We start from the raw sequence: 15,957 nt of genomic DNA, 5'->3' as shown, positions 1-15,957 counted from the left end.
GGAGCGCACGATGTCGAGGTGAGGGGATCGATGGGCGCGGAGTTCGGCCGCCGCACCGGCGGACAGAGCAGGATTTCCCAGTGGCTGCACCGTCGGCCGAAACAGGACCCGGGCGACCAGGCCGCCCAGCGCGAAGAGCTGCTGCTGGCCGCCGCCAGGGCCGGGCTGCCCCTGGCACCCGCCGCCCACCCCGAGGGTTACCTCTGCTCGTGCGCGCGCATGGGGTGTCCCACCCCCGCCCGCCACCCGGTCTCCTTCGCCTGGCAGACCCAGTCGACCACCGACCGGGGCCAGGTCGAGCGCTGGGCCCGGCATCAGCCCGAGGCCAACTTCATCACCGCCACCGGCATCGTCCACGACGTGCTCGACGTCCCCCTCCAGGCGGGCCGCGAAGCACTGGAGGCGCTCCTCGCCGCCGGGGTCGAGGTCGGCCCGGTCGCCGAGACGGGCGACGGCCGGATGCTCTTCTTCACCATGACGCGGGGCACCCCCGAGGAGGAGGACGAGTGGTGGCCCTGCGAGCTGGACTGCCACCCCGACACCGACGACGCCTCACCCGGCCTGCGCTGGCACTGCCGGGGCAGCTACGTCCTGCTTCCCCCGGCCCGCCTGCCGGGTGAGGGCCCCGGCGTCTCCTGGGTACGCGGCCTGGAACACCCCCTCCCCGACCCACTGACCCTGCTGGAACGCCTGACCGACGCCAGCGCCCGCCACACCGGCGAGCACGACCCGACTACAGCCTGGCCCCTGGGCCGCTGACCGCCCCCACCCACCGAACTGCGCCACCGCGACGACCCAACCCCAGCCCGGCCGACGCGTGAGACCAGCGCGAGCCCAATCTCAGCCCGGCCGGCGGTTGAGGCCATCTGTGACGCGCGCGGGAAACTGCGCGAGCCCAGCCCCAGCCCGGCCGGCGTTTGAGGCCATCTGTGACGCGCGCGCGGGAAACTGCGCGAGCCCAACCCCAGCCCGGCCGGCGTTTGAGGCCATCTGTGACGCGCGCACGGGAAACTGCGCGAGCCCAACCCCAGCCCGGCCGGCGCTTGAGGCCATCAGCGGCGCGCGCGGGGAACAGCGCGAGCCCAATTTCAGCCCGGCCGGCGCTTGAGGCCATCAGTGACCCGCGCCGCCGACCGGCGCACCCCACCCGGCGAAGCCCAACCCCTATTGGCCGACCGCCCCGGTCAACCCCTCGATCCGGTTGAGAAACCCCACCCGCCCGTCGGACTCCCGCTGATCACGAGCAGGCACCGTGACAACCTGGTTGGAGACCCGCTCCAGGGTCACCGACTGCTTGATCTCGCCCTTCAGCAGCGCCCCCACCTCGGGCCGGACGGTCAGCGGCACGCCCCGCGCGGCCGTCTGCTTCTCGAAGTGCCGGGTGGTGAAGAGCACCATCGCGCCGCCGTCCTCGGTCCGCAGCGCCAGCGGCGCGAAGTCGCCCTTGTCCAGCGGCTGGTCGACCCACTGCGTGGTCCGGCCGGGCCGGTCGGCGTTGGCCTCGCGCTGCGCCCGCCAGTCCGAGGTGTGCTGCCCGTCGGCGAACAGCTCCCCGCCGTTGCCGAGGAAGTCGGCGTACTCCTCGCTCAGCCGCCCGGGAGCCACGGCGAGGTCGTCGGTGCCCGGCGGCACCGGCACCGCGTGCCCGTCCGCGCCCTTGGCGAACTCGGGTATCTCGTCCGGCGTGAGGATGGAGAGGTAGGCGGCCTCCCACCGGGCGTCCGGGCCGCTCCGGACGAAGGCGACGAACCAGCGGGTGTCCTGCTTCGGGTCGTCGTCCACGTCCCGGTTGCTGTCGGTGTCCGCGACGAACCAGCGCGGCCAGCCGGCCTTCGCCGGGATGAGGAACCGCGCGTCGGTCAGCTCCAGCGGCGTGTGGCGTGGATTGCCGCCCGGCGTGTTCTTCCCCTTGGCCCGCAGACTGGCCTGGTTGATCTCGCCCAGCGCCCCGGTCACCTGATCCGCGCTCAGCTTCGGGTCGTACGCCTTGTCGGCGGCGTTGTACGCGTCGGTGAACTCCGCCAGGACCCGGGCCGCCTCGCCCTTCGTCGCGGCGGGCACGACCTCCAGCTCACCGTGTACGGTGACGCATCCGCTCGCCGCCAGCGCCAGCGCCGAAACCGCCGCCGACAGAGCCAACCCCCGCCGCCTGCTCATCCCTTGCGACCGCCTTCCCTGCTCCACGTCCGGGCCCGAACACTATCGGGACGGCGGCCGTCCGGCGTACACAGGCCGGGCGCACCTCCCCGGCGGGGAGGCGCGCCCGGCGTCCCGGTGCCAGGGCTCAGCGGTCGCGCACCGGGACGACCAGGGGAGCGCCGCCCGCCGGATGCGGGACGACCTCGACGGGCTGGCGGTAGACCTCGCCGATCAGCTCCGCGGTGAAGACCTCGGCGGGCGGCCCCTCGGCGGCGATCAGGCCGCCGTGCAGGACGGCGGCGCGGTCCGCGTAGGCGGCGGCCAGCTGCAGGTCGTGCAGGACGACCACGACGGCGTCGCCGGCCGCCGCACGCTCGCGGCAGATCCGCAGCACCAGTTCCTGGTGGCGCAGGTCGAGGGCGGCGGTCGGCTCGTCGAGGAGGAGCAGCGGGGCGCGCTGGGCGAGGACCCGGGCCAGGGCGACGCGGGCGCGTTCGCCGCCGGAGAGCGCGGAGAACGGCCGCCCGGCGAACTCGGCCACCTCGGTCGCGGCCATCGCGGCGGCCACCGCCTGCTCGTCCTCGTCCTCCCGTTCGGTCCCGGCCCAGGGGGCGCGCCCCATCCGGACGACCTCCTCGACCGCGAACGGGAAGGAGAGCGTGGCCGCCTGCGGCAGCACCGCCCGGCGCAGGGCCAGTTCGGCCGCGCTCCATCCGTCGGCCGGGCGTCCCGCGATCCGTACGGTGCCGTCGGCGGCCGCGGTGTCGGCGGCGAGCGCGGCCAGCAGGGTGGACTTGCCCGCGCCGTTCGGGCCGACCAGGGCGAGGACCTGCCCGGCGCGGACGGTGAGGTCGACCCCGTCGAGGACCGTGCGCTCCTTGAGCCGGATCCGCAGCCCTTCGGCCTGGGCGAGGACGGTGCCGGGCGCGGGCGCGGCGGGCAGGTCGCGGACGGTGCGCGCGGTGCCGAGGAGTGTGCCGATCAGGCTCATGCCCAGCCTCCCTGCCTGCGCCGGGTGCGGCGCAGGAGCCAGAAGAAGAACGGACTGCCGAACAGGGCGGTCAGGACGCCCAGCGGGAGTTCGGCCGGGGCCGCCACGGTGCGGGCGGCGAGGTCGGCGGCGACCAGGACGAGGGCGCCGCCCAGCGCGCTGCCCGGGACCAGGAAGCGGTGGCCGGGTCCGGCCGCCATCCGCAGCAGGTGCGGGACGAGCAGGCCGACGAAGGTGATGATCCCGGCGACCGCCACGGCCGCCGCGGTGAGCAGGGCGACGACCAGGACCAGCACGATCCGCAGCCGCTCCACGTCGACCCCGAGGTGCCGCGCCGGGCGCTCGCCGAGGGCTAGCAGGTCGAGCTGGCGGGCGTAGAGCGGGGCGGCGATCAGTCCGGCCAGTGCGCACGGCAGGACGGCGAGGACCTTGGGCCAGGTGGCCTGGGCCAGCGAGCCGAGCTGCCAGAAGGTGATCTGGCTGACCTGGGCGTTGTCGGCGAAGAAGATGAAGAGGCCGATGAGGGCTCCGGCGAAGGCGTTGACCGCGATGCCGGTGAGGATGAGCGTGACGACCTCGGTCCGCCCGCCGGAGCGGGACATGACGTAGACGAGGAGGACGGTGGCGAGTCCGGCGAGGAAGGCGAAGACCGTCACCGTCCAGTTGCCGAAGAAGGTCAGCCCCAGCGCGATGGAGGCGACCGCGCCGACGGCGGCGCCCGAGGAGATGCCGATGACGCCCGGTTCGGCCAGCGGGTTGCCGAAGACGCCCTGCATGAGGGCGCCCGCGCAGCCGAGCGAGGCGCCGACCAGCAGGGCGAGGACGACCCGGGGGAGCCGGATGTTCCACAGCACGCTCTCCCCGACCCGGTCCAGCTCCGCCCCGCCGAGGCCGGTGCGGTGCAGCAGGGAGCCGAGGACGTCGCCGATCGGGATGCGGTAGGCGCCGATCCCGGCGGAGAGGAGGCAGAGCAGGACGAGGGCGGCGACGAGACCGAGGGTGAGGCCGGCGGTGAGCGGGAGGCGGGGGGCGCGGCCGGTCGGTGGTGTGCCCTGCTTCACCGGACCGCCGTCGGCCGAGGCGCCCTTGGTGAGATCGGTACGGGATGCGGTGGTGGTCACTCGGCGCCGTCCTGCCCGGCGTAGAGCTGGTCGACCAGGTCGGCGAGGACCTGGTCGGTGCGCGGGCCGTAGTTGAGCAGTACGCCGTCGTCGATGGAGACGACGCGGCGGTCCATCCCGGCAGGGGTCTCGGCGACGCCCGGGATCTCGACCAGGCCGTCGACGCCGTCGACCGACTTCAGCCCCTTTGCCATGACGAGGATCGCGTCGGGGGCGGCCTTGGCGAGGGCTTCGCTGGTGATGGCGGTGAAGTCCTTGCGCAGCCCGGACTCCTTGCCCGCGTCCAGCGCCCCGGCCGCCTCCAGGAGGGAGCCCGCGCCCGAGTCGCGGCCGCCGAGCAGGTAGACGGAGGCGGAGCCGCGCAGGTACAGGAAGGCGACCCGGGGCCGGTCGGCGGCGGGCAGGTCGGGCACGTCGGCGCGGACCTCCGCGATGCGCTGCTCGGTCCGCTCGACCAGGTCCTTGCCCGCGTCCGCCACGCCGAGGGCGCCCGCGACGGCCTCGATCCGCGGGCCGATGTCGTCGAGGCTCTTCGGCGGGTCGAGGACGAGCAGCGGGACGCCCGCGTCTCGGATCTGGCTGATGGCCTCGGCGGGTCCGGTGGTGGTGTCGGCGAGGACGACGGTCGGCTTGAGGGAGAGCACGCTCTCCGCCGAGACGTCGTGGGCCCGTGTCACCACCGGGAGGCCGGCGGCCTGTTCGAAGGTGGCGGTGATGTCCCGGGCGACCACCTGCTCGCCGAGGCCGAGGGTGAAGACGATCTCGTTGAGGCTGCCGGTGAGCGGCACGACGCGGCTGGTGTCCTCGACGGTCACGGTGTGGCCGTCGGCGGAGGTGGCCTGGGCGGGGAGCTTCGGCTCGGGGGCCGGTCCGGCGAGTGGCTCGATCCGGTCGGTCCGCTCCTCGGCGGCCGGGGCGGCGTCCGCCTTCCGCTCGGGGCCGCTGCCGCCCCCGGTTCCGCCGCCACCGCATGCCGTGAGGGCGAGCGCGAGTCCCGCCGCCAGTGCACCGGCCCGAACTGGGATACGCACCGAGTCCACCGTCCTGTCGTGCTGTTGAGGTTCTGGCTCCCGGGGGTTCCGGAGAGACAGGAGATAGCTTAGGTTAGCCTTACCTAAAATCACCAGCCTGCCCGAAAGGGAAGTTTCATGCTGTCTGCCAGACGTACCGCCCGAGCGGGTACCGTCACCGTTCTCGCGGCATTCCTGGGGGCACTGCTTCCCGCCACCACGGCCCAGGCCGCCGACCGCACCGTGCAGGGCGGCCGCCTCGACTGGGGGGTGAAGTCCTCGTTCCAGTCCTACGTCACCGGCCCCGTCGCGCAGGGCGGTTACACCCTCCAGGGCGGCGCGGCCACGGTCGGCTCCAGCCAGTTCCGCTTCCACTCGGCGACCGGCTCGTACAACCCGGACACCGGCGCCTTCTCGGCCGGGTTCGCCGGCGGCGTCCGCTTCCTCGGCCACCCGAAGAACGGCGGCCACGAACTCGACCTCACCATCGCCCGCCCCACCGTCCGCATCTCCGGCGGCAGCGGCACCCTCTACGCCGACATGACCAGCAAGGCCAAGGACACCGGCCAGGTCACCACCTCCGCGCAGGTCCCGCTGGCCACGCTCAACGTCTCCGGCATCGACATGCGCGGCGGCGGCGGGCCGATCGGCCTCAGCAACCTCCCCGCCACCCTCACCTCGCAGGGCGCCCGCGCCTTCGCCGGGTACTACACCGCCGGGACCGCGCTCGACCCGGTCAGCCTCTCCGCCGACCTGCTCGCGGCCGCCCAGCCGGAACCCTCCAAGTCCCCCGACGACAAGGGCGGGAAGAAGGACGACGGCAAGGACGGGAAGAAGAAGGCCCAGAAGAAGCAGAAGGCCGCCCGCATCGAGGACGCCGCCCTCGACTGGGGCGTACGCCGCACCTTCCGCGAGTACGTCACCGGCTCCATCGCCCAGGGCGAGTGGAAGCTCGCCGACGGCGCCGAGGACGGTGGCGCCCTCTTCCGCTTCACCTCCGGCGAGGGCACCTTCGACAAGAAGGAGCAGCGGCTCGACGCCGCCTTCGACGGCAGCGTCCGCTTCACCGGTGAACAGGGCCTGGACCTGAAGCTGAGCAAGGTCACCGTCCGCGTCGAGGACGGCAAGGGCACCCTGCGCGCCGACGTACGCGACGCCGACAAGACCGGGAAGGACGTACCGCTCGTCACCTTCGCGGTGAAGGAACTCAAGGCCGAGGACGGCCTGATCGCCCTCACCGAGCTCCCCGCGAAGCTCACCGCCGACGGCGCCGAGGCGTTCGGCTCGCTCTACAGGAAGGGCACCGCTATGGACCCCGTCTCCCTCGCCGTCGCCCTCGACGAGAAGGCCGGACTCCCGGCCCTGCCCGACCTCGGCTCCGCCGACACCCCGACCGCCTCGCCCGAGCCGGAGAAGGCCGCCGCGAAGGACACCGCCGAACCAGCCGCAGCCGAGAGCTCCTCCCCGGCGCTGCCACTGGCCGTCGGCGCCGGTGTCGTCGTGCTGGCCGCGGCCGGCGGCGGGCTGATGATCGCCCGCAAGCGCCGTACGGCGGCGGACACCGCAGACCGCCCCTCCCCGCACGACGACTGACCCGCCCCCGGGCCCGTCCAGCGCCCCCACGCAGTACCTCCCCCCATGCACGGCTCCCCGTCACACCTCCGGCGGCGCACGACCAGCGCCCACGGTCCTCACCTCAGGAGACCTTCCGTCATGACCCCCAACCGCCGACCCGTCGCCCTGGCCGCCGCCGTCGCGACCGCCCTGGGCCTGGGCGCGACCGCCCTGACCCTGCCCGCCGTGGCCGCCGACGCCCCGCGTGCCGGCGCCCCCGTGATGGACCTGACCGACGGCACCCTGGACTGGGGCCTGAAGGAGTCCTTCCGCCGGTACGTCAACGGCGGCGGCACCATCAGCACCTCCGACGGCGCCACGCAGGCCGAGAACAACGGCGTGTTCACCTTCGGCAACGGCGCCGGCACGTACAACGAGGCCGGTGACCACGGCGTGAACACCGCCTTCGACGGCACCGTCAAGTTCGCCTACCCGGCGCACGGGTTCACCATCACCGTCGCCGACCTGAAGATCGTCACCTCCGGCACCAGCGGTGTCATCAAGGCCGACGTGACCCTCAACGACGCCACCCAGGACGACGTCGACCTCGCCACCGTCGACCTCGCCGGCGCCACCAAGGGCGACAGCCGCACGGAGATCGTCTACAAGGACATCCCCACCAAGCTGACCGCCGACGGCGCCAAGGCGTTCAACGGCATGTACAAGGAGGGCGACGCGCTCGACCCGGCCACCCTCTCCGTCACGGCCGTCCCCCCGACCGCCCCGCCGACCGACGAGCCCACGGACGAGCCGACGGACGAGCCGACGGACGAGCCGACGGACGAGCCGACGGACGAGCCGACGGACGAGCCGACGGACGAGCCGACCGGGGAGCCCACGGGCGCACCCACCACGGAGCCGACGCGGAAGCCCTCCCCCGGTGAGACCCAGGCGCCCGGCCAGGTCGCCAAGGGCACCCTCGCCTGGGGCCTCAAGGAGTCCTTCCGCCGCTACATAGCGACCGGCGGTACCGCCGCCGTCGCGGACGGCGCCAAGGAGAACGGCGACGGCTACGACTTCCCGTACGCCAAGGCCGACCTGGACGCCGACGCCCGCAAGCTCTCCGCCTCCTTCGACGGCAGCGTCCGCTTCTCGTACCCGTCGCACGGCATCGACATGAAGTTCGGCGACGTCAAGGTCGAGACCGCCGGGAACAAGGGGACCCTCTCCGTCGACGTCACCACGCCCGAGGGCACCGAGGACGACGTCGCCTTCGCCACGCTCGACCTCTCCGGCGTCTCCTACGAGGCCGAGGAGGACGTGGTCCGGCTGGAGAAGATCCCGGCCGCCTTCACGGCCGACGGGGCCGCGGTCTTCGCCAACGACACCACCGGCTCCATGTACAAGGAGGGCGAGGCGATCGACCCGGTCACCATCGCGCTCGGCCTGAGCGACGACGCGCGGCTCCCCGGCGCGGGGGGCAGCGGAGGGTCCGGGCCCGGCTCCGGCGGAGCTGGTACCGGGGGCACCGGTACGGTCGGCTCCGGCACCGTCGGCGGTACGGGCGGGACCGGGGCGCTTGCCTCCACCGGGTCCGAGGTGCCCGCGGGGGCCCTCGCCGGGGCGGCTGCCCTGGTGGTCGCCGCCGGCGCCGGCGTGGTGGTCGCGGCTCGGCGCCGCGACGCCGCCGGGGACGCGGCCGGCTGACCTCGGCGCAGGCACCGGTCACCGACGGCCTCGAACGCCGGCCGGGCCGGAAGGTGGCCTGAGCGGTGAGGCGGGGGTCCAAGGGCGCGCGAGGGCTCCGGTGACGGAGCTTCACGCGCCCCCCGTACCCCGGGCCGCGTCGCCCGCCGGCGGCGCGGCCCTCTGTGCGCCCCCCGGGGCGCGGCGCTGGTCAGGGGGTGGCGGTGTTTCAATGCCGGGGTGACGCATATCGACGTACTGAGGGTCTTCTGCGGACCCGACGGCCGCCACGGGAACCGGCTCGGTGTGGTCCGGGACGGCTCCCGGTTCCAGGGGGACGAGGCCCGGCGCGCGCTGGCTGCCCGGCTGGGCTACAGCGAGACGGTGTTCGTGGACGATCCCGAGCGCGGCCTCGTCGACATCTGGACGCCCAGCCTCCGCCTGCCCTTCGCCGGGCACCCCTGCGTCGGTGCCGCCTGGCTGCTGGACGTACCGGAACTCGTCACCGGGGCCGGGGTGGTGGCGGCGCGCCAGGACGGCGAGTTCACCTGGATCGAGGCGCGGCCCGAGTGGGCCCCGCCGCGCACCCTGCGGGCCTGTGCGGACCCGGACGAGGTCGACAAGCTCCTGGTGCCGTCGCCGGGGGAGTGGGTCTACGCCTGGGCGTGGAGCGAGGAGGCGGCGGGGCGGGTCCGCGCCCGCGCTTTCCCCGGCCGGGGCGACGGCGTGGACGAGGACGAGGCCACCGGCGCCGCCGCCCTGCTCCTCACCGCCCGGCTCGGCCGCGCCCTCAACATCAGCCAGGGACGCGGCTCCCAGCTCCTGACGGCCCCCCAGCGCGACGGCACGGTGGAGGTCGGCGGCCGGGTCGAGATGGCCGGCACCGTACGGCCCTGAGCCCGCCACCGCCGGGTACTCGCCGCACGCCTTCGGGCCCGCTCCCCTGGGAGGGTGGAGCGGGCCCGAGGCGGATCGTGGGCGCCGGTCAGGCGGCGCTGAGCGGGAACTCCTGGCCGAGCTCGCGGAAGACGGCCGTGTTGAGCGCGAAGGCACGCTTGCACTCGTCGACCACGCGCTGCTTCTCCAGGTCGTCGACGGGCAGGGCGTCGAGCAGTTCGCGGTAGCCGCGCTTGAAGGCGGCCGGGTTGCTTATCTCCTCGAAGACGTAGAACCGCACGCCGTCGCCCTTGCGGGCGAAACCCCAGGTCTTCTCGGCGGTGCCGCGGATGATCTGGCCGCCGGAGAGGTCGCCGAGGTACCGCGTGTAGTGGTGGGCGACGAAGCCGCCCGGCCAGGTGCGCACGCACTCCGCCACGCGTTCGGCGTAGGCGCGCGTCGCCGGGAGGGCCGTCGCGCGCTCCTGCCAGCCCTCGCCGCGCAGGTGGACCAGGTCGCGCTCCAGCTCGGCGGCGCGCGCCAGTTCGGGCTTGATGAAGGGACCCGCCACCGGGTCGTCGGCCAGGGCGGCGCTGCCGTCCTCCAGGGCGCGGTACACGAACCAGAGCTGCTCGGTGTAGCGGGCGTACGCCTCCACGCCGAGCCTGCCGCCGAGCATGTCGCTCATGAACGTGCTGGTCTCCGCCTCGGTGTGCTGCTCGTGCGAGGCGGTGCGGATGAGCGTCGAGAAGGGGACGGGCGGGGTGTCCACGGCGGACCTCCGAGGCGTGGTGAGGGGGTGGAAGCTGCGCCCCATCATTCAACTTAGGCTTACCTAAGTCAACAGCTTGCCGACTGCTCGTCGGTAAAGTTCCCGACAATGGGTCGGCAAAACCTTTCCGAGGAGATCCGAGGGGAACGGGAGCCGCCCCGCTGCCCGGGCACGCAGAAGGGGCGGCCCGGCCTCGCCGGAACCGCCCCTCACCGCGCCGTGTCCGCGCCGCCCGCTCAGGGCAGCGTCAGCACCTCCGCGCCGGAGTCCGTGACCACCAGGGTGTGCTCGAACTGAGCCGTCCGCTTCCGGTCCTTGGTCACCACGGTCCAGCCGTCGTCCCACATGTCGTAGGTGTGCGTCCCGAGGGTGAGCATCGGCTCGATGGTGAAGGTCATCCCCGGCTCGATCACCGTGGTCGCGTTGGGGGAGTCGTAGTGCGGGATGATCAGGCCGGAGTGGAACGAGGTGTTGATCCCGTGCCCGGTGAAGTCCCGCACCACCCCGTAGCCGAACCGCTTGGCGTACGACTCGATGACGCGGCCGATGACGTTGATCTGGCGGCCCGGGCGGACCGCCTTGATCGCGCGGTTCAGCGACTCCCGGGTCCGCTCCACCAGCAGCCGCGACTCCTCGTCGACCTCGCCGACCAGGTACGTCGCGTTGGTGTCGCCGTGCACGCCGCCGATGTACGCGGTCACGTCCAGGTTGATGATGTCGCCGTCCCGCAGCACCGTGGAGTCGGGGATGCCGTGGCAGATGACCTCGTTGACCGAGGTGCAGAGCGACTTGGGGAAGCCCCGGTAACCCAGCGTCGACGGGTAGGCGCCGTGGTCGACCATGTAGGCGTGGGCGATCCGGTCCAGCTCGTCGGTGGTCACCCCCGGCGCGATGGCCTCGGCCGCGGCCGCCATGGCCCGGGCCGCGATCCGGCCCGCCGCCCGCATCGCCTCGATCGTCTCGGGACTCTGCCGTTCGGGCCCCGTGTACGGCGTGGGCGCGGGCCTGCCCACGTACTCGGGGCGCCGGATGTTCCCGGGCACGGTGCGGATGGGAGAGAGCTCCCCTGGTACGAGCGTCGACTGGCCAGACATGCCGACGAGTGTAGCCAGCCCGACTCGGGCAACATGGCCCTCACGGAAGCCGTACAGCAGCGGCGGAGTGAGGGAGCCCCCCATGGCACTGTTCAGGAAGCGCGCGGCAGGCAGGCCCGGCGAGTGGTACTACTGCCTCGAACACGGCACGGTCGAGGAGGGCCCGCAGTGCCCGGCCAAGAACCGCCTCGGCCCCTACCCCACCCGGCAGGAGGCGGAGAACGCCATGAGCACCGCCGCCGAGCGCAACCAGAGCTGGGAGAACGACACCCGCTGGCGCGACCGGGGCGACGACGACGGGGACGGCGGCGGCAAGGGCCCGGCGGCCGCCTGACCGAGCCACCGGGCGGCCCCGGACGCCAGGTCCGGGGCGTACCGCCGTCCCCCTCCTACCAGCAAGTAGGGTCGCTCCCATGACAACTCACGACTCCTCGGGCGACGCCCCCAAGAAGGCCCCCGCCAAGGACCCCTGGGACCTCCCGGACGTCTCCTCGCTCGTCGTCGGCGTCCTCGGCGGCACCGGCGACCAGGGCCGCGGCCTCGCCTACCGCCTCGCCCAGGCCGGCCAGCGGGTGATCATCGGCTCCCGCGCCGCCGAGCGCGCCCGGTCCGCCGCCGCCGAACTCGGCCACGGCGTCGAGGGCGCAGACAACGCCGAGTGCGCCCGCCGCAGCGACATCGTCATCGTCGCCGTGCCGTGGGACGGCCACGCCAAGACCCTCGAAGGACTGCGCGAGGAGTTGGCGGGCAAGCTCGTCGTCGACTGCGTCAACCCGCTCGGCTTCGACAAGAAGGGCGCCTACGCCCTCACCCCCGAGGAGGGCAGCGCCGCCGAGCAGGCCGCGGCCCTGCTCCCCGAGTCGCGGGTCACCGCCGCCTTCCACCACCTCTCGGCCGTCCTCCTCCAGGACCCGGCCGTCGCCTCCATCGACACCGACGTGATGGTCCTCGGCGAGTCCCGCGCCGACACCGACCTCGTCCAGGCCCTCGCCGGGCGCGTCCCCGGCATGCGCGGCGTCTTCGCCGGCCGCCTGCGCAACGCCCACCAGGTCGAGTCGCTCGTCGCCAACCTCATCTCGGTCAACCGCCGCTACAAGGCGCACGCCGGGGTCCGCGTCACCGACATCTGACCGGCGCGCCCCGCCCGGCGGGTCCGGCGAACGGGGCACAGAGGGCATGGGGGACACTGGTCGGGCGCCCGAACCACGCTCGTCCGACAGGAGCCGCCCCCATGCCCCGCCTCGCCCTGTACGCCCTCGCCGTCTGCGCCCTCACCGTCGTGGCCGCCGTCGTCTCCTTCGTCCAGGGCCACTGGATCGGCATCGTCTGGGTGCTGATGGCCGGGCTCTCCTCCAACATGGCCTGGTTCTACCTGCGCCGTGCCAAGGCCCAGCGGCAGCAGCGGGCCGCGAGCCTCTGACCCCGCTCAGCCGCCCGGCACCTCGGCCGTGCCCAGCCAGAACCGGTAGAGCCGCCGCCCCCAGTACGTCTCCCACTCGCTCACCCCGAGCGCCCCGAGGATCGTGTCCACCAGGCCGAAGAAGGCCCGGTTGACCTCCGGGATCCACAGCAGCGCGAAGACGGCGAGCAGGCCGTACGGCGCGAACGGCTCGACCTGGCGGCGCACCTTCGGCGACAGCCACGGCTCCAGCACGCCGTACCCGTCCAGCCCCGGCACCGGCAGGAAGTTCAGGATCGCCGCCGTCACCTGGAGCAGCGCCAGGAAGCCGAGCGCGTACCGGAAGTAGGGCGGCACCCCGTCCAGCGCGCCCAGCCAGAACGGCGCCGCGCAGACCACCGCGAAGACCACGTTGGTCAGCGGGCCCGCCGCCGAGATCAGCGAGTGCCGCCACCGGCCCCGGATGCGGCCCCGCTCGATGAAGACCGCCCCGCCGGGCAGCCCGATGCCGCCGAGGATGACGAAGAGCACCGGCAGCACGATGCTGAGCAGGGCGTGCGTGTACTTCAGCGGGTTCAGCGTGAGGTAGCCCTTGGCGCCGACCGAGATGTCGCCGCTGTGCAGCGCCGTGCGGGCGTGCGCGTACTCGTGCAGGCAGAGCGAGACGACCCAGGCGCCGGTCACGAAGAGGAAGACGGCGAGCCCCACCGCCGGGACACCCGCCCACACGCCCCACCCCGCGACCGCCGTCACGGCCGTGATCGCGAGGAAGACCGGGCTGACGCGCCGGTCGGCGGAGCGGACGGGGGCGGGAAAGGACGTCGGCACGCGGCACTCCTTCTCGGCTGCCCGGACACGGGGGGCGCCCGGGCGCCCCACCGTACGGGCCGGGCCGCGCCGCGCGAAACGACGGCAGCCCGACACCGGGGGAGGGGTCGGGCTGCCGCCGGGGCCGCGGGCCGGGCGGGCGCGTGGGCGGGGCCCGCCCGGCGGCGGCACCGGAACCGCCCGGCACCGGCGGAGGGACACCGGGGCCGGGCGGAGGTACCGGATCAGTGGAAGGTGTGCTCCTCCGCCGGGAAGGCACCGCCCACGACCTCGTCGGCGAACTCCTTGGTGGCCGCCGTCATCACCGCGCGCAGGTCGGTGTACTTCTTGCTGAACCGGGGCGCCTTGCCGGGGGTGAGCCCGAAGGCGTCGGTCCACACCAGCACCTGCGCGTCGGTCCCGGCGCCCGCGCCGATGCCGACCGTCGGGATCTGGAGCGTGCCGGTCACCTCGGCGGCCAGCTCGGCCGGAACCGCCTCCAGCACCACCGCGAACGCGCCCGCGTCCTGCACCGCCTTGGCGTCCCGGAGCAGCTGCTGCGCGGCCTCCTCGCCGCGCCCCTGCACCCGGTAGCCCATGGCGTTGACGGACTGCGGGGTGAGGCCGATGTGGGCCATCACCGGGATGCCGGCCTCCACCAGCATCCGGATCTGCTCGTACGAGCGCTCGCCGCCCTCCAGCTTCACCGCGCTCACACCCGCCTCCTTGACCAGCCGGGTCGCGGAGCGCAGGGCCTGCACGGGGCCCTCCTGGTACGACCCGAAGGTCAGGTCGGCGACGATCATGGCGCGCTTGGTGCCGCGCACCACGGCCGCGGAGAGGAAGGCCATCTCGTCGAGGGTGACCGGCACCGTGGTGTCGTACCCGAGGTGGCAGTTGCCCATCGAGTCGCCGACCAGCAGGACGGGGATGCCCGCCTCGTCGAAGACCGACGCGGTCATCGCGTCGTAGGCGGTGAGCATGGGCCACTTCTCGCCGCGGTCCTTCGCGCGGGCGATGTCGTGGACGGTGACCCGGCGGGTGGAGGTCCCGCCGTAGAGCGCCTTGGGGTCGGCGGTGGACTGCGTGGGGGCAGCCGGAAGCTGCGTCATCGCAACGGCTCCTTCTGTCATCTCGAGGCGCCCTGACGGCGTCCCCGGACTCTCCTCCATGGTGGCACCCGATCAGGGCGGACGGGAAGACGTGGAGGCCGGGCGGGGGACGTGACGTGACAGACAGTGCGCGGCGCGCTTGCCACTACCGGCGGTAACTGTGCCCGTTCTGTCACAGCCGCCCCCGACCCGCCGACGGCCGGAACTACGCGGCGGGTGCCGTCCGTCGTGCGGAGAGGAAACCGCCGTCGTGGACGGCACGGAAGGGCACCGCTCATCCCCTAAGGTCGGGGTCCGAGACGGTGTGGAACAGGCAGCGAGGCGACGAAGGTATGGCGCAGGCGTACAGGACGGACCCGGACAGCGACGGCAGGGAGCACGGGCGCCCCGAGCCCCGCCTCCGCTCCTTCGCCCGCCGTCTCAGACACCATGCGGGGCCCTGGCGGCGCGGGCTCGTCCTCGCCGCGATCGCCGTCCTCCTCGCGCTGGTCATGGTCGGCCACGCGCGCATCCCCAACTCGGTCGGCAGCCTCGGCAGCCTCGGCGAGACCTTCCTGCCGTGGCTCGGCCTCGCCCTGCCGGTGCTGCTGGTGGCGGGGCTGGTGCGCCGCTCGGCCACCGCGCTGATCGCGCTGCTGCTCCCGTCGGTGGTCTGGTTCAACCTCTTCGGCGGCCTGGTCACCGACAAGTCCGCCACCGGCGGCGACCTCACCGTCGCCACCCACAACGTCAACGCCGACAATCCGGACCCGGCCGCCACCGCCCGCGACGTGGCCGCCTCCGGCGCCGACGTGGTCGCCCTGGAGGAGCTGAGCCCCGACGCGGTCCCCGCTTACCGCGAGGCGCTCGCCACCGCCTACCCGCACCACGCCGTCGAGGGCACCGTGGGCCTGTGGAGCAAGTACCCGCTGAGCGGCACCGCCCCGGTCGACATCAAGCTCGGCTGGACCCGCGCCCTGCGCTCCACCGTCGACACCCCCTCGGGCCCCCTCGCCGTCTACGTCGCCCACCTGCCCTCGGTACGGGTCAAGGTCGACGCCGGCTTCACCGCCGGGCAGCGCGACAACAGCGCCGAGGCGCTCGGCCTCGCCATCCGCGCCGAGAAGCTGGACCGGGTGGTCCTCCTCGGCGACCTCAACGGCACCATGAACGACCGGGCGCTCTCCCCGGTGACCTCGCAGATGCGCTCCACCCAGGGCGCCGCCGGGAACGGCTTCGGCTTCAGCTGGCCGGCCTCCTTCCCGATGGCGCGGATCGACCAGATCATGGTCCAGGGTGTCGAGCCCGTCTCCTCCTGGACCCTGCCGCGCACCGCCAGCGACCATCTGCCGATAGCAGCGCGGGTCAGCTTCTCCTAGGGGCTGCCGGGAGACGTGATCTCCCGGCAGCCCCTCGG

At 73.7% G+C, this 15,957-nt stretch carries 16 protein-coding genes; 8 read left to right on the top strand and 8 right to left on the bottom strand.

Annotation, left to right across the window (positions count from 1 at the left end; genetic code table 11):
- Positions 1-30 precede the first annotated feature (30 nt).
- Positions 31-759, top strand: coding sequence for a bifunctional DNA primase/polymerase (locus tag ACFWMZ_RS19690; protein ID WP_383181049.1), 729 nt, complete (start codon positions 31-33; stop codon positions 757-759).
- A gap of 405 nt (positions 760-1,164) precedes the next feature.
- On the opposite strand, the gene ACFWMZ_RS19685 is transcribed toward ACFWMZ_RS19690, so the two are convergent.
- The 4 genes from ACFWMZ_RS19685 to ACFWMZ_RS19670 form a co-directional block, all read right to left on the bottom strand.
- Entirely contained in the window at positions 1,165-2,139 is a 975-nt protein-coding gene (locus tag ACFWMZ_RS19685; RefSeq protein WP_383181046.1) for a hypothetical protein, read from the bottom strand.
- Positions 2,140-2,284: 145 nt separating this feature from the next.
- Entirely contained in the window at positions 2,285-3,130 is an 846-nt protein-coding gene (locus ACFWMZ_RS19680) for a heme ABC transporter ATP-binding protein (protein ID WP_383203087.1), read from the bottom strand.
- Positions 3,127-4,251: a FecCD family ABC transporter permease gene (locus ACFWMZ_RS19675; protein ID WP_383180975.1), complete on the bottom strand. Its 1,125-nt coding sequence runs from the start codon at positions 4,249-4,251 to the stop codon at positions 3,127-3,129. The genes ACFWMZ_RS19680 and ACFWMZ_RS19675 overlap by 4 nt, the downstream gene beginning before the upstream one ends.
- Positions 4,248-5,291 (bottom strand): hemin ABC transporter substrate-binding protein, encoded by a 1,044-nt coding sequence (locus tag ACFWMZ_RS19670; protein ID WP_383203084.1) that lies wholly within the window; start codon positions 5,289-5,291, stop codon positions 4,248-4,250. The genes ACFWMZ_RS19675 and ACFWMZ_RS19670 overlap by 4 nt, the downstream gene beginning before the upstream one ends.
- A gap of 108 nt (positions 5,292-5,399) precedes the next feature.
- On the opposite strand from ACFWMZ_RS19670, the gene ACFWMZ_RS19665 reads away from it, so the two are divergent.
- From ACFWMZ_RS19665 to ACFWMZ_RS19655, 3 genes are all read left to right on the top strand, one after another.
- Positions 5,400-6,854: an HtaA domain-containing protein gene (locus ACFWMZ_RS19665; RefSeq protein WP_383203081.1), complete on the top strand. Its 1,455-nt coding sequence runs from the start codon at positions 5,400-5,402 to the stop codon at positions 6,852-6,854.
- 120 nt (positions 6,855-6,974) lie between these two features.
- A complete protein-coding gene (locus tag ACFWMZ_RS19660; RefSeq protein WP_383203078.1) occupies positions 6,975-8,522 on the top strand; it encodes an HtaA domain-containing protein in 1,548 nt (515 codons plus the stop codon).
- A gap of 219 nt (positions 8,523-8,741) precedes the next feature.
- Positions 8,742-9,398, top strand: coding sequence for a PhzF family phenazine biosynthesis protein (locus ACFWMZ_RS19655; RefSeq protein ID WP_383203075.1), 657 nt, complete (start codon positions 8,742-8,744; stop codon positions 9,396-9,398).
- Positions 9,399-9,486: 88 nt separating this feature from the next.
- Here ACFWMZ_RS19655 and ACFWMZ_RS19650 read toward each other — a convergent pair whose 3' ends face one another.
- Both ACFWMZ_RS19650 and map read right to left on the bottom strand, forming a co-directional pair.
- A complete protein-coding gene (locus ACFWMZ_RS19650; protein WP_383203073.1) occupies positions 9,487-10,197 on the bottom strand; it encodes a heme oxygenase (biliverdin-producing) in 711 nt (236 codons plus the stop codon).
- A 188-nt stretch (positions 10,198-10,385) separates the two neighbouring features.
- Positions 10,386-11,243 (bottom strand): type I methionyl aminopeptidase, encoded by an 858-nt coding sequence (gene map / locus ACFWMZ_RS19645; RefSeq protein ID WP_383180957.1) that lies wholly within the window; start codon positions 11,241-11,243, stop codon positions 10,386-10,388.
- 82 nt (positions 11,244-11,325) lie between these two features.
- On the opposite strand from map, the gene ACFWMZ_RS19640 reads away from it, so the two are divergent.
- The 3 genes from ACFWMZ_RS19640 (at position 11,326) to ACFWMZ_RS19630 (ending at position 12,663) form a co-directional block, all read left to right on the top strand.
- Entirely contained in the window at positions 11,326-11,577 is a 252-nt protein-coding gene (locus tag ACFWMZ_RS19640; RefSeq protein WP_383180954.1) for a hypothetical protein, read from the top strand.
- 79 nt (positions 11,578-11,656) lie between these two features.
- Complete coding sequence (gene npdG / locus ACFWMZ_RS19635; protein WP_383180951.1) at positions 11,657-12,373, top strand: NADPH-dependent F420 reductase; 717 nt, start codon at positions 11,657-11,659, stop codon at positions 12,371-12,373.
- A 101-nt stretch (positions 12,374-12,474) separates the two neighbouring features.
- Positions 12,475-12,663, top strand: coding sequence for a hypothetical protein (locus ACFWMZ_RS19630; RefSeq protein WP_383180949.1), 189 nt, complete (start codon positions 12,475-12,477; stop codon positions 12,661-12,663).
- 6 nt (positions 12,664-12,669) lie between these two features.
- Here ACFWMZ_RS19630 and ACFWMZ_RS19625 read toward each other — a convergent pair whose 3' ends face one another.
- A complete protein-coding gene (locus tag ACFWMZ_RS19625; protein WP_383180946.1) occupies positions 12,670-13,470 on the bottom strand; it encodes a site-2 protease family protein in 801 nt (266 codons plus the stop codon).
- 224 nt (positions 13,471-13,694) lie between these two features.
- Complete coding sequence (gene panB / locus ACFWMZ_RS19620; RefSeq protein ID WP_383203070.1) at positions 13,695-14,561, bottom strand: 3-methyl-2-oxobutanoate hydroxymethyltransferase; 867 nt, start codon at positions 14,559-14,561, stop codon at positions 13,695-13,697.
- A gap of 332 nt (positions 14,562-14,893) precedes the next feature.
- On the opposite strand from panB, the gene ACFWMZ_RS19615 reads away from it, so the two are divergent.
- Positions 14,894-15,919, top strand: coding sequence for an endonuclease/exonuclease/phosphatase family protein (locus ACFWMZ_RS19615; protein ID WP_383180940.1), 1,026 nt, complete (start codon positions 14,894-14,896; stop codon positions 15,917-15,919).
- Positions 15,920-15,957: the final 38 nt, after the last annotated feature.

This window comes from Streptomyces sp. NPDC058373 (assembly GCF_042723275.1).
GTDB lineage: Bacteria > Actinomycetota > Actinomycetes > Streptomycetales > Streptomycetaceae > Streptomyces.
The sequence above is the reverse complement of the archived record's forward strand: the minus strand, read 5'-3'. Positions and strand labels throughout refer to the sequence as shown.